Annotated in this window: 18 protein-coding genes and 1 pseudogene; 7 read left to right on the top strand and 12 right to left on the bottom strand. The window is 62.9% G+C overall.

Going from position 1 to position 21,668, the window contains the following annotated elements; all coding sequences use genetic code 11:
• The 9 genes and pseudogenes from YY7_RS60495 to YY7_RS0120510 form a co-directional block, all read right to left on the bottom strand.
• A pseudogene (locus YY7_RS60495) lies at positions 1–113 on the bottom strand (IS110 family transposase); the annotation flags it as partial.
• Positions 114–351: 238 nt separating this feature from the next.
• Positions 352–1,647 carry an MSMEG_0569 family flavin-dependent oxidoreductase gene (locus YY7_RS0120475; protein WP_028164849.1) on the bottom strand — a complete coding sequence of 432 codons (1,296 nt, stop codon included), beginning with the start codon at positions 1,645–1,647 and terminating at the stop codon, positions 352–354.
• 12 nt (positions 1,648–1,659) lie between these two features.
• Entirely contained in the window at positions 1,660–1,947 is a 288-nt protein-coding gene (locus YY7_RS0120480; protein WP_028164850.1) for an MSMEG_0570 family nitrogen starvation response protein, read from the bottom strand.
• A complete protein-coding gene (locus YY7_RS0120485) occupies positions 1,940–3,106 on the bottom strand; it encodes an MSMEG_0565 family glycosyltransferase (RefSeq protein WP_028164851.1) in 1,167 nt (388 codons plus the stop codon). The genes YY7_RS0120480 and YY7_RS0120485 overlap by 8 nt, the downstream gene beginning before the upstream one ends.
• Positions 3,103–4,098 carry a sll0787 family AIR synthase-like protein gene (locus YY7_RS0120490; RefSeq protein WP_028164852.1) on the bottom strand — a complete coding sequence of 332 codons (996 nt, stop codon included), beginning with the start codon at positions 4,096–4,098 and terminating at the stop codon, positions 3,103–3,105. The genes YY7_RS0120485 and YY7_RS0120490 overlap by 4 nt, the downstream gene beginning before the upstream one ends.
• A gap of 2 nt (positions 4,099–4,100) precedes the next feature.
• The gene (locus YY7_RS0120495; RefSeq protein WP_028164853.1) at positions 4,101–4,649 is read right to left on the bottom strand and encodes an MSMEG_0567/Sll0786 family nitrogen starvation N-acetyltransferase; all 549 of its coding nucleotides are present in this window, start codon (positions 4,647–4,649) and stop codon (positions 4,101–4,103) included.
• A complete protein-coding gene (locus YY7_RS0120500; RefSeq protein ID WP_245287340.1) occupies positions 4,646–5,782 on the bottom strand; it encodes an MSMEG_0568 family radical SAM protein in 1,137 nt (378 codons plus the stop codon). Before YY7_RS0120500 ends, YY7_RS0120495 begins: the two co-directional genes overlap by 4 nt.
• On the bottom strand, positions 5,691–6,752 hold the full coding sequence (locus YY7_RS0120505) for a Nit6803 family nitrilase (RefSeq protein ID WP_028164855.1): 1,062 nt from the start codon (positions 6,750–6,752) through the stop codon (positions 5,691–5,693). The genes YY7_RS0120500 and YY7_RS0120505 overlap by 92 nt, the downstream gene beginning before the upstream one ends.
• A gap of 29 nt (positions 6,753–6,781) precedes the next feature.
• Positions 6,782–7,264 carry an MSMEG_0572/Sll0783 family nitrogen starvation response protein gene (locus YY7_RS0120510; protein WP_028164856.1) on the bottom strand — a complete coding sequence of 161 codons (483 nt, stop codon included), beginning with the start codon at positions 7,262–7,264 and terminating at the stop codon, positions 6,782–6,784.
• Between the two features lie 329 nt (positions 7,265–7,593).
• Between YY7_RS0120510 and YY7_RS0120515 the strand changes: the two genes are divergently transcribed.
• From YY7_RS0120515 to YY7_RS0120545, 7 genes are all read left to right on the top strand, one after another.
• Positions 7,594–8,982 carry a PLP-dependent aminotransferase family protein gene (locus YY7_RS0120515; protein WP_028164857.1) on the top strand — a complete coding sequence of 463 codons (1,389 nt, stop codon included), beginning with the start codon at positions 7,594–7,596 and terminating at the stop codon, positions 8,980–8,982.
• 642 nt (positions 8,983–9,624) lie between these two features.
• Entirely contained in the window at positions 9,625–10,035 is a 411-nt protein-coding gene (locus YY7_RS52300; protein WP_051396825.1) for a DUF305 domain-containing protein, read from the top strand.
• Between the two features lie 198 nt (positions 10,036–10,233).
• Positions 10,234–13,422, top strand: coding sequence for an efflux RND transporter permease subunit (locus YY7_RS0120525; protein ID WP_028164858.1), 3,189 nt, complete (start codon positions 10,234–10,236; stop codon positions 13,420–13,422).
• A 101-nt stretch (positions 13,423–13,523) separates the two neighbouring features.
• On the top strand, positions 13,524–14,678 hold the full coding sequence (locus YY7_RS0120530; RefSeq protein ID WP_245287341.1) for an efflux RND transporter periplasmic adaptor subunit: 1,155 nt from the start codon (positions 13,524–13,526) through the stop codon (positions 14,676–14,678).
• A 162-nt stretch (positions 14,679–14,840) separates the two neighbouring features.
• A complete protein-coding gene (locus YY7_RS0120535; RefSeq protein WP_028164860.1) occupies positions 14,841–15,518 on the top strand; it encodes a response regulator transcription factor in 678 nt (225 codons plus the stop codon).
• A gap of 35 nt (positions 15,519–15,553) precedes the next feature.
• Positions 15,554–16,936: a sensor histidine kinase gene (locus tag YY7_RS52305; protein ID WP_051396818.1), complete on the top strand. Its 1,383-nt coding sequence runs from the start codon at positions 15,554–15,556 to the stop codon at positions 16,934–16,936.
• A 91-nt stretch (positions 16,937–17,027) separates the two neighbouring features.
• Positions 17,028–18,188, top strand: a complete 1,161-nt coding sequence (locus YY7_RS0120545; RefSeq protein WP_028164861.1) for an epoxide hydrolase family protein — start codon at positions 17,028–17,030, stop codon at positions 18,186–18,188.
• 106 nt (positions 18,189–18,294) lie between these two features.
• Here YY7_RS0120545 and YY7_RS60500 read toward each other — a convergent pair whose 3' ends face one another.
• From YY7_RS60500 to YY7_RS0120560, 3 genes are all read right to left on the bottom strand, one after another.
• Positions 18,295–18,549, bottom strand: a complete 255-nt coding sequence (locus tag YY7_RS60500; protein ID WP_155255254.1) for a hypothetical protein — start codon at positions 18,547–18,549, stop codon at positions 18,295–18,297.
• Between the two features lie 528 nt (positions 18,550–19,077).
• A complete protein-coding gene (locus tag YY7_RS0120555) occupies positions 19,078–19,707 on the bottom strand; it encodes a 2-hydroxychromene-2-carboxylate isomerase (protein WP_028164862.1) in 630 nt (209 codons plus the stop codon).
• Between the two features lie 29 nt (positions 19,708–19,736).
• Positions 19,737–21,656 carry a flavin-containing monooxygenase gene (locus YY7_RS0120560; RefSeq protein ID WP_028164863.1) on the bottom strand — a complete coding sequence of 640 codons (1,920 nt, stop codon included), beginning with the start codon at positions 21,654–21,656 and terminating at the stop codon, positions 19,737–19,739.
• Between the last annotated feature and the right edge of the window lie 12 nt (positions 21,657–21,668).

Genomic DNA, 21,668 nt, shown 5'->3' on the forward strand with positions numbered 1-21,668 from the left:
AGCGCCTCCGGCTCGCTCGCCACCTTGGCTTCCCGCACGATCTTGCCGTTGGCGTCAACCACACACACGCTCGAGCATTCCAATGACACATCGATTCCGGCATAGTGCTCCATGGTCGTCTCTCCATGATGCTTGGAGCGAGGTCCATCCTCGACTCCGTCACACCATCAATGTGAGGGACGACCGCCCGCCCTCCAAGCAAGCCGCGCGCAGCGCGCCACCCATAGCGCCGTAGCAAGCGCGGCTTGCTTGGAGGGCAGACCGCGGCCCGTTACCCCATCTACAAGCGGCAACCGCTTGCTCGCGCCACAATGTACATCGGTGTTTATTGAGTCCCGGTGTGATTGGCGCCTAACCCGCGGCATCAAGCGCGAGCACGCGCCCATCTGCGCGAGTTGCATTCTCCTGTACCGCGCTCCGCCGGCCCACGATATGATCCGCCACGAACTCCGTGTCGCGACCGATGCCGACGAACCGGCCTGAACCCCAAGTGTAAAGCCAGGGCAATCCGATCACATAGGCGCCATCGACCGAGGTGATACCGCGCTTGTGCGTGGGATAACCTGCGCCGTCGAACATCGGCAAATCCACCCACGACCAGTCCGAACGAAAGCCGGTGGTCCAGATGATGCTGGTGATGCCGGCTGCCGCAAGGTCGAGCTCCGTCGGGGTCTCGGCGGGCGACCACACCGGCGCATAGTGCGGCGTCAGCGGCGCATCGATCCCGCCTCTCGCAATGTGGTCGTCGATCAGGCTGCAGATGCCGTTGTAGACTCGATCAGCATTGTCGAGGTTGGTCTTTAGATCGTCGCCGAGCCGCAACGTGGTGCCACGCGCGTCCTGCAGGCGCCCGTAGAGCTTCATGCCTTCGAGCGCAAACTTGCGCAGATCGATGTCGCGGCCGCCATCGCGGCCGGTGAGATAGTGGTTGGCATTCCTGCGAACCTTTTCACGCAGCGGATGCTGATCCACCGGCAGATCGTATTGGCCGAGATCATCGAGCCAGTCGACGGCGTCGCGGCCGCGGTAGAAGCGGGGGCAGCGCGGCGCACTGCCGACCGCGAGATGAACCTTGCGGCCGGCCAGATGCAGGTCCTCGGCGATCTGGCAGCCGGACTGGCCGCTGCCGACCACGAAGATCTCGCCCGGTGGCAACTGGTCCGGATTGCGATAGGCGGAAGAATGGATCTGCGTGATGGCCGGGCCCAGCCGCTCTGCGAAGTCGGGAATCTTCGGGATGTGATAGCCGCTCACCGCGAGCACGATGCTGTCTGCGGTGACTTCGCCCGCGGTCGTATCGAGCAGGAATCTTCCATCTGCCTGCCTCAGCCTGACGACCGCGACGCCTTCGCGGACCGGCGCCGTGATGTGCTTCGCGTAGTCTTCGATATAGCGGACGATCTCGTCGCGCAGCATGAAGCCGTGCGGATCGCTGCCGGCATAGGGGAAGCCGGGGAGCTGGCACTGCCAGTTCGGCGTCACCAGGCAGAACGCGTCCCAGCGCTGCGTCTTCCAGGAATGGGCGATGCTGTTCTTCTCCAGCACCACATGGTCGATATCGTGCCGGCTGAGCTGCGCGCTCATCGCAAGGCCGGCCTGTCCGCCGCCGATCACGACGACCGGGTAGTGAGAGTCGAGATCAGACATCATGAGCTCCTGTTATTGTTCGAACGAAACGATGGCGACGGAGGCTCCTGGCATGGCCTCGAACCGGTGAGCCGTTTCCTCGATACGGGCGAGCTGACCGAGCGCACGGGTGCAGAGGAAGCCGTATTTCTCGCGGACGCGCTCCGCTGCGATCGTCAGCGCGATGCGGCTGCGCTCCTGGAAATCGGCGAGCGGGTAGGTCGCGCCGACGGCGAGATGGTCCTTGATCACCAGCGAAGGCGAATAGCAGACCTCGATGCTTTCATCCGGCCAGCGCACATGGAAACGCATTTCAGGCATAATGCACCTCGCTCATGCGGCGATAGGCTGGAAGGTGCGCCTCAGCGGTGCGGCTCCAATCGTGACGTTCGGCGACGTTACGTCCGTTCGCGGCGAGGCGGCAGCGAAGCGGCTCGGACAGCGCGCTGATGATGGCATTCGCAATCGAGCCCGCCTGATGCGGATCGCACCAGGCAACGTCGTCCGCGCCGAGATATTCGGTGAAGGGCGGGATATGCGAGACGATCACGGGGACGCCGCTCGCCATCGCTTCGAGTACGACGAGGCCAAAGCCCTCGCGCAGCGACGGGAAGACCAGAGCGTCCGAAAGCCGATAGAGCGATGGCATCTCAGTATCGGCAAGCGGCCCGGTCTCGATCACCGCACCTGCGGGCAGCCCCGCAACCTGCAGCCGCAGCCGGAACTGCCGCTGGTAGGCGCCATGGTCGAGCAGCGACGCTCCGCCCGCGATCACGAGCTGGGCGGAGCGGTGGATGGCATGCATCTGGCTGAAGGCATCGAGGATGGCATGGGTGTTCTTGCGTTGCTCGATGCCGCCAATCGCCAGCAGCACTGGTCCCTCGCGAAGCCCGAGACGGGCGCGGAGTGCGCTATCGATGGGATTGGGGGCAGACGAATAGCGGCCGGTGTCGACGCCGTTGCCGACCAGCGTCGAGCTACAGGCCAATTCGATGCGAAGCCGCTCCTGCCACATCCGGCTGACGACAAAGAGCTGATCGGCGAGAACGATCGAGCGCTGGTCGAGCTGGCGCAGCCGCGCGTCGCTGAAATCATCGACGTGGTGCACGGTGCGGACGTAACCCTGGATCAGCCCGCGCTGCTTCAGCGTCGCCAGCGCATTGCCGGAGATGCCGTCCTGGGCATGGAAGACATCGAATTGCCGATGCGCGGCATTCTCGAAATGCCGCACATAGTCCGCGATGCGCGTTTCCACCATCGACGCGACATCGTCAGACACAGCCGACGCCGGCACCGATATGGTCGGCGCGAGACTGGAACGGAAGAAGCCCTTGCCGGTGCGATCGGGCGCATGCACGATGGCGGCATGGCCGAGCCTCGTCAAGGCGTCCGCGAGCTCGAGCGCGTGCACCACGCCGCCACGCGCATTGGTCGAGTGGGTCAGGATCGCGATGCGGAGCCCCGGCGATGAAGCGGTCATGCGACGCTCCGCTGGATCGGACGCTGGGCGGGGCCGCAGCCGATCAACGACTGCTGCGCGAAATCCCACACCGTCGCGCGGTCGGAGCCGGCGCGAATGTCGACCGTGGTTCCGGCCATCACGTCGCCAACGGACGCGGCGGCGATGCCGCGCTGGCGAAAGCGCGCGAGCGTTTCGTCGAGATGTTCCGGCTTGACCGACAAGAGATAACCGAAGCTCGGAAAGGTCTGCAGCCAGCGTTCCAGCGGAACGCCGTCCGGAATCGGGATCGCGTCGAGATCGAGGGCGAGCGCCACCTGCGAGCACTCGGCGAGCATCGCGGCGGTGCCGACGATGCCGCCCTGGCTGATGTCCTTGGCGGCGCACGCGAGCCCGGACTCGGCAACCGACGGCAGGATCTCGATGTCGCCGCGCAGCCGTTCCGGCGGCGCATCGGTTGCCGCTTCCCAGTTCGCGAACGGCTCGCGGTAGCGACCGCGAAGATCGATCGCGGCAACGAGCTTGTCGCCTGGCTTCGCATCGAAGCTGGTCAGCAGCCGCTTGGCACGGCCGAGGATCGCGACCGCGAATTGGCTCTGGCTACTGCGAATATTGGTGTGGCCGCCGATGATGGGGACCCCGAACGCCTTCGCCGCCGCCTTCAGGCCGGCGAGGATCGGCGATGCGTTATCCGGGCCATCGGACCAGATCGCATTGACGATCGCGGTGGGCCGTCCGCCCATCGCCGCGACATCGGAGATGTTGACCATCGCGCCGCACCAGCCGGCGAACCAGGGATCGGCGGCGACGAATTCGTTCATGAAGCCTTCGATCGCGAACAGGAGGTGGCCGTCACCATCCGGAATTGCCGCGCAGTCGTCGCCCACGGGGATCGCCTGATCGCCCGACAGCTCGAGCGCGGCGGCCACCGCGGCGATGTCGGCCTTGGCGGCGATGCCGCGGCTCTGCCGCAGCCGTTCCACAAGAGCATCGATGGCGGCACCGGAGAGCATGATCAGGCCGCCAGTTTCGCCAGGGAGAGGAAGCCGGTCTCAGGAGTGCGGAATGGCGGATAGTGATCGAGGTCGGCCTCCATGCGGTGATGCGGGCGGCCGTGCAGCTCGAACTCACCGAGCGAGCGCCAGTGCATGTGCTGGAACAGCAGCGCATTCTGGCTCTGGACATTGGCGAGGAAACGGCGGCAGCCGCGCGCGTGCGCCGACGATACCGCAAGCCGGATCAGGCCGGTGCCGACCGCGCTCAGCCGGCGATAGTTCTTCGCGACCGCCAGCCGCGATCCCCACCAGACATCGGGTTCGTGATCATCGGGGTGAATACGCACAGTGCCGACAACGTCGTCCTCGACCACGCCGAGCAGCGACACCGCCACGAGTGGAATGGCGAAGTCATCGATCGCATCGCGATCATCATCGGCGAAGATGTGCTGTTCCTCGCAGAACACCCTACGGCGGAGCGCAGCGGCCGCAGCCTTCTCCCAAGATTCGGTCGCGAACTTCACTTGGAATTCCGGCGCAATGAACGGCTTGAAGGATTCGAAGATCATGCGATGGCCCTCCGCTCATAGGTCGACAGCGCCGAGCAGGCGCCGCATTTGCCGCAGCCCGCCTTGATGTCGGAGGCGCGCAAGTCCCCGGCCCGCAGCATGTCCGCAAGCGGGCGCAGGATGTCGTGCATGAACGAAGGAGGTGGTGTCGGATGACTCTCCAGCGGCGTGCCGGCAATCGGTACAAACGGAACGACGAAGGGATAGACGCCGATGTCGATCAGGCGCCGGGAGGTCGCAAGGATCTCGGCAGGTTCGTCGCCGAGCCCGGCGAGGATATAGGTCGAGACCTGGCCGCGGCCGAACACCGGCACCGCCGCCGCGAAGGCTTCGAAATAGTCGTCGATGGAGACCTGGGCCTTGCCCGGCATGATCCGTTGCCGCACGTCGGCGCCGATGACTTCCAGATGCATGCCGAGCGCATCGACGCCGGCATCCTTCATGCGGCCGAACCAGGCGAAATCATCCGGCGGCTCGCATTGCGCCTGGATCGGCAGGTCGACGGCGGCTTTGACGGCCGCGGCGCTCTCGGCAAGGATCGCCGCACCGCGATCGGAGGTGCGCGGCGTGCCCGTGGTCATCACCATGTGACGCACGCCATCGAGCTCGACCGCGGCCTTGGCGACTTCGGCAAGCTGTGCCGGCGTCTTGCGTTCGACCGTGCGTCCGGCCGCGAGCGACTGCCCGATCGCGCAGAACTGGCAGGTCTTGGTGCGGCTCTGGTAGCGGATGCATGTCTGCAGCACCGTGGTTGCGAGCACGTCACGCCCATGCAGCGTCGCGATCTTGGAATAGGGAATGCCGTCGGCGGTAGAGAGCTCGTAGAATTTCGGCCGCAGCGGGAACGAGACATCGGCCAGCACGATGCCGTCGCGCGAGATGCGGCTGCGGCCCGCGGCGTCGGGCCGCTCGACGAGGTATGGGCTCTCGAACGCCGGCGCATTGTGGACCGGCACCATCACCGTGGAACCATCGATGGTGAATGGCGTGTGGTCCGAGGGGCCGGCGCCGCCGCGGCGGCTGATGCCGCCGTTCCTGGGATCAGCGAGGCGTACTCCGAAGGACTGCAACTCGTTGATCAACTGCTCGGTCGGCATCGCCTTGAGTCGCTCGTGCGGCATCTGCTGTGTCATCGGATACGTCTCCCGGATTGGGCATGAGGCGATTGGGGTGAAGGCCGTGCATCGGACGCGCCGGCTGGTCGTTGAGCACGAGCGACAAAAGCTCCGGGCGGGCATAATGGCCGACCGAGTCCATCATCCGCTTGCGCTTGGTGATCAGAGCCATGTCGAGATCGGCGATCAGAATTCCCTCGCCCCTGGTGAGCGGCGGGACGAGGTGATTGCCTTCCGGCGAGACGATCGCGGTCATGCAGCCGCCGCGCAGGCCCTTGCGCAGGCCTTCGTCCGGCGAGATCTTCGCGATCTGCTCCTCGGAGAGCCAGCCGGTGGCGTTGACGACGAAGCAACCGCTTTCGAGTGCATGGTGGCGGATCGTCACCTCGATCTGGTCGGCGAAGATCTGTCCGACCAGCGATCCCGGAAATTGCGCCGCGTGAATTTCCTCATGCTGCGCCATCAGCGCGTAGCGGGCGAGGGGATTGTAGTGCTCCCAGCAGGCGAGCGCGCCGACGCGGCCGACGGCCGTATCGGCCACCTTCAGTCCGGCGCCGTCGCCCTGGCCCCAGATCATGCGTTCGTGGAAGGTGGGTGTGATCTTGCGGCGCTTCAGCACGATCGCGCCGGTGGCATCGAACACGAGCTGCGCATTATAGAGCGAGCCGTGATCGCGCTCGTTGACGCCGAGCACGATCACCATGGCATGGCGCTTGGCGGCTTGGGCGACGGCGTCGGTCACTGGGCCCGGCACCACGACGGCGTTGTCGTAGAGCTGGATATGCTCGGCGCCGCTCAGGACCGGCGGGCGGACGAAGGAAAAATACGGATACCAGGGAACCAGCGTCTCCGGGAACACGGCGAACTGGACGCCCTTGCCGGCCGCTTCCGCAATGGCCGCAAGGATCCGGTCGACGGTTCCGCTCGGCGTCTCCAGATCGGGCGCGATCTGGATCGCGGCAGCCTTGACGATGCGCTTCGCTGTCACGGTCTCCTCCCTCGTCCGCTCGCCCCGCGTCAGAGCGTCCAGGTGTGGAGCATGAAGGCGTTGTCGTTGCGGTGGATCAGGATCAGATCCAGCACGTCGAGCGGATTGATCGGCCGGATGCCCGGGATCAGCGACGGCTCGCCATGGCCATACAGGGCCTGCAAGGCGAAGCGGCAGGCGTAGACGTTGCCGCCTTCGTCCATGAATTTTGCGAGCTGGTTGTTGAAGTTCTGGGCGCCTGGAAACGCTTCGTCGCCGATCTTCGGAAAGCCGCGCTGGATGCCGAGCGTGACGCCCGGACCATAGAGCAGGATCGAGGTGTCAAAACCCTTTCGCTTCAACCGAAGCGCCTGAAGGATGTTGACGAGACCGATCGAGCCTTCGAACGCGACTGTGTGGAACGTCACCAGCGCCTTCTCGCCGGGCTTGGCTTTGACGTCCTCGAAAACCTTCTCCTCATAATCGACAAGAAAATCGCCTTTCTGGCGAGCGGGCATCGTTACTGCGGGCATTGCGCACCTCCTGCTCTCGTCCGGCCTCCCGGATCGATTTCAGGATTAGCAATCAATGTGCCAAACGCCTGTTTGCTCGATTAATCATCAACGCAGTCAATATGCAGTCAGATATGCAGTCAATGTTGACTGGATATCTGACGGGACTGTAGGGATTGTTTCTCTGCCGTTAGAAAAAGCTGCCTAGCAGCAGTGTGCAACGCGCTCGATTGCTATGCAGGCGTCCTCGTCGAGTCCCGCAGGAATAATGGCAGTACTACGAACCCAATTGCGAAAAAGCATGCAACAACATACGGTCAATTTTGAGCTCATCTGGCTAGATCTCGCAAATGACCGACTGGCGACCCGACATCTCCAACAGTGACAAGCCGCGCTATCTCGCGATTGCCGACGCCATCGCCGATGATATCGCCGCCGGAAAACTTGTCATCGGCGACCGATTGCCGCCGCAGCGCAAATTGGCCAAGCGGCTCGACATCGACTTCACGACGGTGGCGCGCGGTTATGTCGAGGCGCAGAAGCGCGGGCTGATCGAATCCAAGGTCGGGCAGGGAACTTTCGTCCGCGACAAGCCGCGCCCGCGACGCTCAGTGCAGGCCTTCCCGCCGCGGCCGGTTGACCTCTCGATGAATCTGCCGCCCGAGCCTGATGATCCCGACTTGATCGCCAGGATGCAGGCGGGGGCAGACTACATCATACGCGATGTCGTCTCGCTGTTGCGCTACCAGGGATTCGGCGGCACCCAGGCCGACAAGGATGCGGCGTCGAGCTGGCTCGGCCGGCGCGCGCTGGTGCCGGCGCAGAGCCGTATCTTCGTGTCGCCTGGCGCGCACCCGGCGCTGCTTGGCATTCTCGCGATCCTCGCAAAGCCCGGCGAGATCGTGCTGTGCGAGGCCATCACCTATCCGGGCATACGCGCTATCGCCGCGCAACTTGGCATCATGTTGGTCGGCTTGCCGATGGACGACGACGGCGTGGAGCCGCAGGCTTTGACCGATGCGTGCAAGAAACTGAAGCCGAAGGCGATCTATCTCAATCCGACGCTTCAGAATCCGACGACGCTGACCATTCCGGATTCCCGCCGGCGGGAGATCGTTGCGATCGCCCGGCGAAACAAGTTGCCGATCGTCGAGGACGATGCCTATGGCTTCATCCCCGAACACGGTCACGGCCACGCGCCGTTTGCTGCGATTGCGCCCGATCTCACATGGCATGTCGCGGGCCTTGCGAAATGCATCGGTGCGGGACTCCGCGCGGCCTATGTCGTGGTTCCCGATACGCGTTCGGCCTGGCCGTTCGCCTCCGCGCTTCGTGCCGCAACCGTCATGGCTTCGCCGCTCACAGTGTCGCTGGTGACGCGCTGGATCGAGGACGGTACCGCGGATACGATCCTGCGGTTCATCCGCACGGAGACGTCGGCGCGGCAGAGGCTGGCAGCGGAGATATTGCCAAAAGGTTCTTATCGCGGGGATCTGCTCAGCTTCAACATCTGGGTCCCACTGCCCGCGCCATGGACGCGCTCGGCATTCGTCGAGCATATGCGATCGACCGGCATCGGTGTCGTCGCAAGCGATGCATTCGTCGTCAACGGATCGCCGCCCGAGGCGGTCAGGATATGCCTCGGCGGTCCCGTCAATCGGCCGCAGGTCAGGAGCGCGCTGGAGTATACCGCGCATGCGCTTGCCGAGAGCCCGGCTCTGGCATCATCGTTTCTCTGACGTCGTCGAAATCAGCGCAACAAATCTGTTGCCGCGTATATCCTGAAACAACAAGCGCTGCGATGTTCAATCGTCCGGCTAGCCTGTTCTGGCGCATAGGAAGACAGGTGTGCTCGTCATCACGGGTGCGCGAGCGTCCGCAATCTCAATTGAATGAACAGATCGGCCTTCTGCGCATAGCTGATTAAGATTTGGCTCGCGCGATTTTCGACGCGGCTTCATCGCGTGAGGAGAAAAGCCCTCGCCAACTCACCGGATATTGAGTGCTGCGATCCGCGCCGTCACCGAATGTTGGCTGATCGTAGCAGCTTATTGATGCGATCCGACATCCAATCGGCGCCGTCGAAACCCTAAATCGTTTTTTAGTTGAGAATGGGATGTTCGACCGCCACTTGAATCGCGTCGGCGACGTCTTTGGGCTTGTTCGGGCGGACTACCCACTAGAGGTATTCGGAAATGGAGGAGCTCGGACCGTGGGTCGCTCCACGTAGCGGCAGGTTTCGCTTGGAGGCATGTATGATCGTGCTGTCACGTTCTTTCGTTCGCAAACGCGTGATCTCACTCGCGACGACGGCCACCGTGGCGGCGACGTCGTTCGTGTTGGCCCAGAATCCCACCAAGGCGTATCACGTTCGCGGGGCCATGCCGGTTCAATATGTGGCTGATCGCCCCGACTATGCCGGCGAGCAGCCCTTCCTTTCAGAAAATGATGCCGCCATGAACAAGATGATGGCGGACATGACGATCAAGCCGACCGGCGATGTCGACCGTGATTTCGTCGCGATGATGGTTCCGCACCATCAAGGCGCGATCGACATGGCGAAGGCTGTCCTTCGCTACGGCCATAACGAGCAGCTTCGCCGTCTCGCGCAGGAGATTGTCGTGACCCAGCAGCAGGAGATTGCGGCGATGCGGCTCGCGGTTGGCGAGGATTTGCCGCCGTCGGTTGCCGCGCCGACACAGCCGGGCACTGCACCTGCGCCGCAGCCGGATACCATACCTGCCATGCAATCACCGGACGCGATGTCTAGCCACACGATGCATATGCAGTAGGGACGAAACAAATGAGGATGTCAGCTCTCGAGCCTCGCCGGCGCACGAGGCATGGCGAAGACAAAATTCAACGACGTTATCTGGTGATCACAGAGGGCGTTCCGGACAAGCCCGGTCACGTCGTGCAGGTGCATTTGAAATAGGCACGCCGCTGCTTGTGTGAGGACCGGCAGAGCGGCGCGCGGTTAAGGACCGATTATGGGTATCGTTCGCTTCGCTCTGCGGTTTCCACATACGTTCTATGTGGTCGCTGCGCTGATCCTGTTTCTGGGTGCCGTCGCCAGCTACAAGATGCCGACGGACATCTTTCCGGAAATCAACATCCCCGTGGTGACGGTGATCTGGAGCTATACCGGGCTGAGCACGCCCGAGATGGAGCAGCGCGTCACCACCTACAGCCAGTATTCGATCAGCTCCAACGTCAACGGCATCAGGAACATCGAAGCCCAGACCATGGCGGGGTTGTCGGTGCAGAAGATCTACTTCCAACCCGACGTCAATCTCGATCTCGCCATCGCCCAGATCGTCTCCGCCACCAACTCGATCCGCGCGCTGATGCCGCCGGGGATCCAGCCGCCGGTGGTGGTGCAGTTCAACGCCTCGAGCGTTCCAGTGCTGCAGATCAGCCTGAGCTCCGACACGCTCAGTGAGCAGCAGCTCTACGACTACGGCATCTATCGCATCCGCCAGCAACTGGCGCCGATCCCCGGCATCACGCTGCCGACGCCGGCGGGCGGCAAGTACCGCCAGATCATGGTCGATATCGATCCGGAAAAGCTGCTCGCCAAGGGATTGACGCCGCTCGACGTGGTGAACGCCGTCAACACCCAAAACCTGACATTGCCGGCGGGCACGGCGAAGTTCGGCAAGACGCAATATGCCATCCGCACCAATGCAACGCCGCCGAGCATCGACGACCTCAACAATATTCCGATCAAGGTGGTGAACGGCGCGACTGTGTTCGTCAAGGATGTCGGGCAGGTACATGACGGCTGGCTGGTGCAGCAGAACGTCGTGCGGCAGAACGGCCGGCGCTCGGTGCTGCTCAGCATCATCAAGAACGGCAATGCCTCCACGCTCTCGGTTGTCAATGCCGTGCACCAGGCGTTGCAGACGGCGCGCGCCGCGGCGCCTCCGGGCATGCAGATCAAGGAACTGTTCGATCAGTCGGTGTTCGTCAAGGAGTCGGTCACGGGCGTGCTGCGCGAGGGCGCGATTGCGGCGGCGCTGACCGCGCTGATGATCTTGCTGTTCCTGGGATCATGGCGCTCGACCGTGGTGGTCATGATCTCGATCCCGCTTTCGATCCTGACTTCGCTGATCGTGCTTTATTTCCTCGGCGAGACCTTGAACACGATGACGCTCGGCGGATTGGCGCTCGCGGTCGGCATTCTCGTCGACGACTCGACGGTCACGATCGAGAACACCCATCGGCTGCTGACCGAGGCGGGGATGCCGCTGCCGCAGGCGACGCTGCACGGCGCCGCCGGCATTGCCGTGCCGACCCTGGTCTCGACGCTCGCGATCAGCTGCGTCTTCACCTCCGTGGTGTTCCTGGATGGGCCGGCAAAGTACCTGTTCACGCCGCTCGGGCTCGCCGTCGTGTTCGCGATGCTGGCTTCCTACGGCCTGTCTCGAACCCTGACGCCGATCGTGATCGGACTTCTGCTCAAGGGTGAACATCACGGCGCGCCAGGAGCGGCGGCGAGCGGATTGTTCGCGCGCTTCCATGCGGCGTTCGAGCGCGGTTTTGAGGCCATACGCCATGCCTATTCGCGCTGGCTCACCGAACTCTTGAACCACCGCTTTATCATTCCCATCGGCATGGGATTCGTGCTGCTGCTGGGCGGCGTGATGTTTCCGATGGTTGGCCGAGACTTCTTCCCGGCGATCGACGGCGGACAGATTCAGCTTCACGTCCGCGCGCCGGCCGGGACCAGGATCGAGGCGACGGAGCGCGTCTTTCAGCAGGTCGAGAACAAGATCCGCGAAATCATCCCGGCCGATCAGCGCGAATTGATCGTCGACAATATCGGGCTGCCCGCACGGCCGTATAACCTCGCCTTCAGCGACGGATCGACCATCGGCGTCAATGACGGCGTGATCCTTGTGGCGCTCAAGGAAGGCCACGCGCCGACGGCGAACCATGTGCGCAAGCTGCGCGAGGAGCTGCCCAAGGCCTTCCCGGAGGACACGTTCTACTTCCAGGCGGCGGATATCGTGACGCAGATCCTCAATTTCGGACTGCCGGCGCAGATCGATGTCCGTACGGTCGGCTACGACAAGGACAATAATCTGCGGGTCGCACAGGAACTGCGGCAGCGCATCGCCGATATCCCTGGCGTGGTGGATGCGCATCTACAGCAGGAAGTCAACGCGCCAGCGTTCTATGCCGACATCGATCGCACCCGCGCGGCCCAGCTCGGCCTGAACGCCAACACGATCGCCACCAATCTCAATGTCAGCCTGAGCTCGTCCGAGCAGGTGCAGCCGAATTTCTGGACCGATCCCAAATCCGGCATTCCATACTACTTCGCGGTGCAGACGCCCGAGAGCAGGATTTCGTCCGTCAGCGATCTCGGCAACACGCCGGTTTCCACGACGCTGGCGTCGCTGACCGATACACCCGTGCCTGGCCTGCTCAGCAACGTCGCCACGTTCAGGCGCGGCAGCGTTCCGACCAATGCCAACCAGGCCAATATTCAGCCGGTCTACGAGACCTATGCCAGCACGCAAGGCCGTGATCTCGGCAGCGTCGCGAGCCAGATCAGCCATATTGTCGGGGATCTGCAGAAGCAGCTGAAGCCAGGCAATTCGATCCAGGTGATCGGCCAGATCGACAGCATGAACAGCTCGTTCGTCAATCTCGGCATCGGCCTGCTGTTTGCCGCCGTGTTTGTCTACATGCTGATGGTGGTGAACTATCAGAACTTCGGCGACCCCTTCGTCGTTATCCTGGCCTTGCCCGCGACGCTCTGTGGCATCCTGACCATGCTGTTCGTGACCGGCACGACCCTGAACGTGCCGTCGCTGATGGGAGCGATCATGGCGGTGGGTGTGGCATCGGCCAACTCGATCCTGCTGGTGACTTTTGCCCGTGAGCAGCAGCTTGCCGGCAAGACTGCCTTCGAGGCCGCGATCGAGGCCGGGCATACCAGGATCCGACCGGTGCTGATGACCGCGGCCGCAATGATCGTGGGCATGATCCCGATGGCGATCGGAGCGGCCGGCGAAGAGCAGAATGCCGCACTTGCGCGCGCGGTGATCGGCGGTTTGCTGTTTGCGACGCCGACGACGTTGCTGGTGGTGCCCTATCTGTTTGCCATGCTGCGCAAGGGCAATGACGGCGAAAAACATCACGGGGTATTCGACGAGGTGCTGGAATGAATTTCAATCGGCCTTTGAAAATCGAGCCGACGCCCGGGGATCGCAAAAGCGATCCGGCGCCGGTGCGGCATGGCCGTTCGAGACGGTGGATTGGCCGGACTGTGGGCGTCGCCCTGGGGCTGATCGGAGGGACCGCACTGGCGTTCGGGGGATGGAATCACTACGCCCAATATCGCCAGACCATGGCCACGGCCGCACAGCGCCACGATCTCGTCCCGGACGTTCGTGTGGCGACCGTCGAGCCTAGCGATGGGATCGACGTCGTGAACCTGCCTGCAACCACCTCGGCTTTTGCCTCCGCCAACATCTTCGCGCGCGCCAGCGGCTATATCGCCAAGCGCGAGGTTGATATCGGTGACCATGTCAAGGAAGGGCAATTGCTGGCGGAGATCGTTGCGCCGGAACTCGACCATCAGATCGCACAGGCTGAGGCGACGCTCGGGCAGCTCAGGTCTGCGCTGCAGCAGGCGCAGGCCAATAGGGAACTGGCCAAGGTGACCTGGGACCGCGACAAGCCGCTGGTGGAGAAGGGCTGGCTCACCGCGCAGCAGGGAACGATCGACTCCCAGACGCTGAAGGCGCAAGAGGCCGCGGTCTCGGTCGCGCAGGCCAATGTGGTCGCCGAGGAAGCGCAGGTGCAGGTGTTGCATCAGCAGAAGATCTACCAGCAGGTCGTTGCACCCTTCGACGGCGTGATCACCCAGCGCAATATCGACGTCGGCAGCCTGGTGCAGGCGGATGCGACCAGCGGCACGTTCATGTTCACGATCATGCAGAGCAATGTCATCCGCACCCAGGTGTTTGTTCCACAGGATGCGGCGTTCGGAGTACGTGCGGGGATCGATGCCATCGTGCACGTTCCGGAACTGCCCGACCGCACCTTCCCCGGCAAGGTGACGCGGATCGCCGATGCGCTGCAGCCGGGTTCGCGAACGCTGTTGACCGAGGTCGATATCCCGAATCCGGACGGCGCGCTCACGCCCGGCATCTACTGCACGATCGAACTGCGCATCCCGCGCAAGCCGCCGAGCTTCAAAGTGTCTGCGGATGCAATCATCTTCAATCAAGGCGGCCTGCAGGTCGCCGTGGTCGAGAACGGGGTGGCGCATCTGCACAGGGTCAACGTCGTGCGTGACCTCGGCCAGCAAGTGGAGATCAACAGCGGTGTTAAAGCGGGCGACAAGGTGATCCTCAATCCGTCGGTCGACTTGGCCGACGGCAGCCGCGTGAGCCTCAGGACCCAGGCCGTTTCCTGATCTCTCTCCGCGGTCCGCCCGGATCGGCAGCAAAACCCCTCCCTAAAATGCAATTTAATGGCGTGGTTCCGCCGCCGAGCCTATGTTGGTTGAGCGGAGGGCGGACGCACGCTGCCAGCGGCGCGGGCCGGCCCCCGGCAGGGTGTTGTCGAGAACGGATTGATGACAAAGGTGCTCTTGATCGAGGATGACGGCGAGACCGCCGAGGAGATTACGGCCGAACTCGCTGAACGCGGGTTCGAGGTCGAATGGTCGGCCAATGGTCGAGAAGGCCTCGACAAGGCTCGCAATTTGCGGCCTGACGCCATGATTGTCGACCGCTTGTTGCCGGGAATGGATGGGCTTAGCGTGATCGAGACCTTGCGGAAAGAGCAGGTTCGCACGCCGGTCCTGGTGCTAAGTGCACTCGGCGCGGTGGACGACCGTGTGCGGGGCCTGCGCATGGGCGGCGATGACTATCTCACCAAACCGTTTGCCGTCGTGGAACTGATCGCGCGGATAGAGGCGCTGCTGCGCCGGCCGGTGGAATCGCGAGAGACATTGCTGCGGGTGGGGCAGCTCGAACTCGACCTGATCGAGCGCAGTGCCAGGCGCGGCGATCGGGTGATCGATCTGTTGCCGCGCGAATTTCGCCTGCTCGAATACATGATGCGACGCAGCGACCAGTTGCTGACGCGCGCCATGCTGCTTGAAGAAGTCTGGAACTACAAGTTCGTCCCGGCGACAAACCTGGTCGATGTGCATATGGGCCGCCTGCGCCACAAGGTGGACGGGCCGGACGAGACTCCGATGATCCAGAATGTCCGCGGTGCCGGCTTCATTCTCCGTGCGGCCTCCTGAGATATTGCGCGCTCCGATCGATGGCCGTTGACTTCATGCAGAGACATCCGAACACGATGGGCCAGTGGCAATTCATTCGGTCGAACAGCTTTCGCTGGGCACTTGCGGTGGCCGGCGTCCTTGCCGTCTTCATGATCGCGCTGTTCGGTTTCATCTATGTGAAGATCGACAATTATCTGATCGAGCGGACCGACCGCATGCTCGGCCGTCAGATCGCCTTCATGGCGACACTGCCGATGGAGCGCCAGCTCAACGCGATCGAAGATCATCTGCGGCAGGATTCGCGCGGCGTTCAGTTTGCAGGGGTGTTTGGCTCGGACGGGCGGAGGTTGGCCGGCAACATGGAGCGTCTTCCGGCCGGTCTCAAGATCGACGCCCCGGCGCAGAGCGTCACCGCGGCGAGGGTAGACCAGCCGGATCACAATCATTCAGTTCGCGCGATCGCAAAGCGCATGCCAAACGGCAACGTTCTGGCGATTGCACGCAATGTCGATGAGACCAAGGAAATCTCCCACGTCGTCGGCGAAGCGCTCGCGTTCGGATTGTTGCCGGCATTCATCATCTGTCTTCTGGCCGGCGCGTGGCTGAGCGTGCGGGCGCAACGGCAGGTCGAGGAGGTCAACCAGCGCGTCCAGCGCATTATCGCGGGCGATCTGCGTGAACGGCTGCCCTATCGCGATGGCAGCGAGCCGTTCTCCAAGCTCGCAGTCATCGTCAACGGCATGCTCGACGAGATGGAAACGATGATCAACGCGCTGGCCGGCGTCGGCAACGATATCGCCCACGATCTCAGGACGCCGCTGACGCGCGCAAGGCTCGCGCTCGAGCGCGGCCGCACCCATGCAACGTCGCTGGAGCAGCTTCAGACGGTCGCGGACAAGGCGATCGCAGGCATCGATCAGTCGCTGACGATCATCACTGCGCTGTTGCGGCTTGCCGAGATCGAGAACAGCCGGCGGTCGGCCGGCTTCGGCATCGTGCGGCTGCATGAGATGTTGCGGGAGGTCTGCGACATCTACGAGCCGATCGCGGAGAACAAGAATATCGCGCTGACGGTCCACGCCGAGCACGAGCTCAACGTGCGCGGCGACCGGGACCTGTTGATCGAGGCGGTCACCAATCTCGTCGACAACGCCATCAAGTTCACGCCGGAAGGCGGCAAGGTCGATATCGAGCTGCTGCGCAACGGGAATGAAACCGTGATCCGCATTGTCGATACTGGTAGCGGGATCACGGCAGAGGAGCGCGACGCTGTGCTGCGGCGGTTCTATCGGTCCGACAAGATGCGCAACACGCCTGGCGTCGGCCTCGGCCTCAATCTGGTGGCTGCGATCGTCAAGCTGCACGGCTTCCGGCTGACGATCCACCCGGGCGCGGGATGCCGCGTCGAGATCGCCTGCCCGGATCCGGAAGCGTAATCGCCGAGGGGAGGGCCGCGGCCTGTCCATGCGGCTTGCGCATAGCCTGCTTTTTCTCCGATATTGAGCGTGTCGTTTGGAGGAGCGGGCCATGAGCACAGCGATACAACCCTATCGGATCGCGGTCGGTGACGATGTGCTCGAAGATCTCAAATCAAGGCTCGGCCGGACGCGGTGGCCCGAGGCCGAGCAGGTCGAAGACTGGAGCCAGGGTGCTCCGCTGAAGTGGATCCAGAAGGTCTGCCGCTACTGGGCCGACGAATATGACTGGCGCAGCCGCGAAGCGCGCCTCAATCGCTTCGCGCAATTCACGACAGAGATCGACGGACTTGGCATCCATTTCCTGCATGTTCGCTCGCCGCACGCGAACGCGTTGCCGCTGATCATCACCCATGGCTGGCCGGGATCGGTGGTCGAATTCCACAAGGTGATCGAACCGCTAACCGACCCGACCGCGCACGGTGACCGTGCGGCCGACGCGTTTCATGTGATCTGTCCGTCATTGCCGGGCTTCGGCTTCTCCGCCAAGCCGCGTGCAACCGGCTGGGGCGTCGATCGCATTGCCGCGGCCTGGGCCGTACTGATGGAACGTCTTGGCTATGCGCGATACGGCGCGCAAGGTGGCGACTGGGGTTCGGCCGTCACGACCGCGCTGGGCGCGCAAGACGCTGCGCGTTGCGCCGGCATTCACATCACGCTGGCGATGGCGACGCGGCCCAATGTCGAGGGACAGCCGACGCCGGAAGAGGTGCGGGCGCTGAACGGTATCAAATACTACGCCGACTGGGATGCCGGCTATTCGAAGCAGCAGTCGACCCGCCCGCAAACGCTCGGCTATGGGCTGACGGATTCACCGAGCGGTCAGGCCGCGTGGATCCTCGAGAAATTCTGGGCCTGGACCGACTGCAACGGGCATCCCGAGAACATCCTGTCCCGCGACGAACTGCTCGACAACGTCATGCTGTATTGGGTGCCCGCCACCGCGGCTTCCTCGGCGCGGCTCTATTGGGAAAGCTTCGGATCGAAACGGCGAACCGCGCACAAGGTCACCGTGCCGACCGGCGTCGCCGTCTTTCCCAAGGAGATTGTCACGCCGGTTCGAAAGTGGATGGAGGCGAGCTACACCAACATCTGTCATTGGAGCGAGATGCCAAAGGGCGGGCACTTCGCCGCCTTTGAGCAGCCCGAGTTGTTCGTGCGCGAGGTGCGCGAATTCTTCCGGCCGTTGCGCGAGGAAGCGAGTCAGTCATGAGCGAAGGATGCTATCGCCTGATCGGATCCACCGCTGCTGGAGCGCGCGGAGTGCTGGGCGCATCTGGCTGCGAACTGATCGCCTTCGGTTTCATCCAGCGAACCAGCTATCGCGAGCAGGACGGCAAGGTCTTGATCGCTTCCTCCGCCTCGGCCCGGCTCTTGTAAACCGTGTCGCTTGCGACCGTGATGTTCGGGGTATCCGTCTTGGGCGTCTTGTCGACGACCGAGCAACTCTTGGTCAGCGAGTTGAGCACAACATAAAATGCCGGACCGGTTCTCGTGCTTTGGGCGAGGGCAGGGGCATGGCAGACAGCCGCGAGCAACGCAACCAAATTGAGACAAAGCAGATAGCGTTTCATCATGACCTCCCTCGGTTCGAGCGAAATTAGCGCGCGAAGAGGAGTTCGGTTCCGGATCTGGATGGCAGACCTCAACGCCTCCCCTCCAAATTAATGGGCCCCGGTGCATTGGAGCATCGCGGGGCCCTGCATCTTCGTTTTAGCGAAGGATTCTGGTAGAGACCAGGATAACTCTGGATCGTAAAGCGCGTGGCCTTTGCGCTCCCATCCGGTGGATATGTTCAGATTGTCGACGGCGCAATGCGGCTAGCAGCTGCTGTTCGCCTCAACTGCGCCGAGACCTTGCCGCTGAGCAAGGTCACAGGATTGTCCCGGTGGCGTCATGCTCCTCTCCAAGAGTGGCCCGACGGACATCTGTCCGTATCCTCTGCTTGCCGCCCGACGACATAATCGATCGGCAATCCCTGCAAGGCCGGGAGCCAAGCTCCAGCACCCCGACAGGTGCATCAATAAAATGCTGCGGCAGATATTGGAGGCTGTCAAGTGAAGTCGCGGTTCCCCGAGGTGAGGGAACCATGAAGCGCAGGATCATTTCCTATGTCGGCTGCCAAGCGCTATCGCGATGGAGGTCGGATCCTTGATGCGCTCGATCAGCAAGTCGATGCGATCGCCACCCCAGAACAGCTCGCCATTGAATACCATGGTCGGGACGCCGAACACGCCGAGCGCCTCCGCTTCCTCGACGATCCGATCATGTTCCGCTCGCGCGGGCCCATGAACATATTCCTCGAACTCTTTTGCCGAGCCGCCGATCGTCGCGATCACGCCAGCGATATCAGATAGTTCGTCGATCTCCAGATCATGGTTCCAAAAGCGGCGAAAGACCATGTCGTGGTACGGCCGGAACAGGCCGTGGCGTTGGGCGAACAGCATGCCGGCGCTGGAATAGAAGGCGTCGTAGATCTGCCGCGGTCCCTTCATGGTCAGGCCCTGCGCGTTGGCGAAACGCCGCGCGTCCATGTAGGCGTAACGCACCTTGCGCCAGAAATGCGGGGTGCGCTCTTCCACCGTCCCCATGAATTCCGGGATCCGCAGCGTATAGGGCAGCCATTCCAACTCGACGCCATGCTGCTCTTCGAGCTCGAACAGGCGCTTGTTGGCGACGAAGGCGTAAGGGCTCTTGTAGTCGGTATAGATGCGTACGCGCGGCCTTTCCATCCTTAGCCCCTCCGTGATCATGGTGGCTCTCAGGCGTCTGCACGTTTGGTTTGTCGATACTGACTCAGGTCGGGATCATGAGTCATCCCCCAATAGTCGACGAAGCGCCAGGGCATGGCCGAGAACACGCGGCCCCGGCTGTTGCGATAATAGGTCGTCATGCCCGGATGGGTCCAGATCAACTGCTCATGTTCGGCATCGACCTTGCGGACATATTGATCATGGGCTTCCTGACTGACATCGATGGCGGCAATGCCTTTCTCGATCATCTCGACCAGACAAGCCGAGATGTAGCGGCTCTGGCATTCCGACTGGAAAATCACGCTGCCGCCATGCGCAGGTCCTGAGTTCGGGCCCAGCATCAGGAACAGGTTTGGGAAGTTTGGCACGGTCAAGCCGAGATAGGCCGTCGGGTTATCGTTGGCCCAGACATCCCTGAGATTGTTGCCGCCGCGCCCGGTGATGTTGAGCCGCGCCGCCATCTCCGAAACCCTGAAGCCGGTTGAGATGATGATGATGTCGTGCGCACGCTGCTTGCCGTCTGCCGTGACGATGCCATCGCGCGCAAAATGATCGATCGGGGCGGTGACCAGCTCGACATTCGGCTTGGTCAGCGTCTTGAACCAGTTGTTGTCGAGCAGGATGCGCTTGCCATAGGGCGGATAGGTCGGCACGCATTTTTCGATCAGGTCGGGGCGATCCTTGAGCTCGGACAGGATGAAATCCGTCAGCTCCTGCCGGTGCCGATCGTTGCCCTTGTTGACGGCGCGCGCCGGATGCGGCCAGTTCGGATCCTTGCGCAGGAATGGCAGCAGGCCGTCGCCATAGCGCCAGAACATGTTGAAGCGGTACCACTGCACATAGAAGGGCAAATGCGCGAGCAGCCATCGCGCGCCTTCGGTGATCGGGTCGGAGTAACCTTTGACCGGGCGTGCCCATTGTGCCGTGCGCTGATAGACCGTGACCGACGATACGCGATCGGCGATGGCGGGCACGAGCTGCATCGCGGTGGCGCCGGTGCCGATCACGGCGACGCGCTTGCCGTCGAGATTGATATCGTCGGACCACAGCGCCGAATGCACGGCGAGGCCCTGGAAACCTTGCTCGCCCTTGAAATGGGCCGGCGCGGGGTCGTTGAGCTGGCCGATCGCGCTGACGAGAGCGGTCGATTCAAAAGTTTCTTCTCCTTTCTCGGTCTTGAGGGTCGAGATCCAGCGCCGCTTGTTGTCGTCCCAGCGTGAGGCGATCAGCTCGGTGTTGAGACGGACATGGCGTCGGATGCCGTGTTCGCGCACCACCTTCAAGAGATAGTCGAGCAGTTCCTGGCGCGGCGCGAAATAACGCGTCCACTGGTTCCGCTCGCCGAACGAGAAGGAATAGGAGTGGTTCGGGGTATCGACGCCGCAGCCGGGATAGCGGTTGACATACCAGGTGCCGCCGATCTCGTCCTCTTTCTCGACGATGGTGTAGGGGATGTCGAGCCGGTCCAGCGCAACGCCCAGCGCAATCGCGCAGACGCCGGCGCCGACGATCAGGACGTGCTGTTCGGCGAGCTTCTCGTCCGATGGACGTTTGGTCCAGCGCGCATCGCGCGGGATGAAACCCATTTCCTCGCGCATCAGCGGCGCGTATTCCGGCGCGACGTTCTCGCCCAGCGTCGCGCTCATCATCTTCAGCATCAATTCGTTGCCGGGATCTGTGATAACAGGCTTGGGCTCGCCGTTCTCATAGAGCTTCAGGACCGCGGCGCGGATTTCGTCCTGAATTTCTTTCGGCACGCCGGCGTCCGGATCGGGGATCAGGCGCACGTCGCGCTTGGGCTTGTACGGTGGTTCCAGCCAGCGCTCATCGCCAGTCATGTGCACGAGCACCATCAACAGCACGCGGATGTCGCCTTCAGCGATCGCGGAAGCAAGGTCGAGTTTCTTGCGCGGCATTTCGATGTTCATGCTGTTGTCCTC

Origin of the sequence: Bradyrhizobium elkanii WSM2783, from assembly GCF_000472865.1 — a bacterium.
GTDB lineage: Bacteria > Pseudomonadota > Alphaproteobacteria > Rhizobiales > Xanthobacteraceae > Bradyrhizobium > Bradyrhizobium elkanii_A.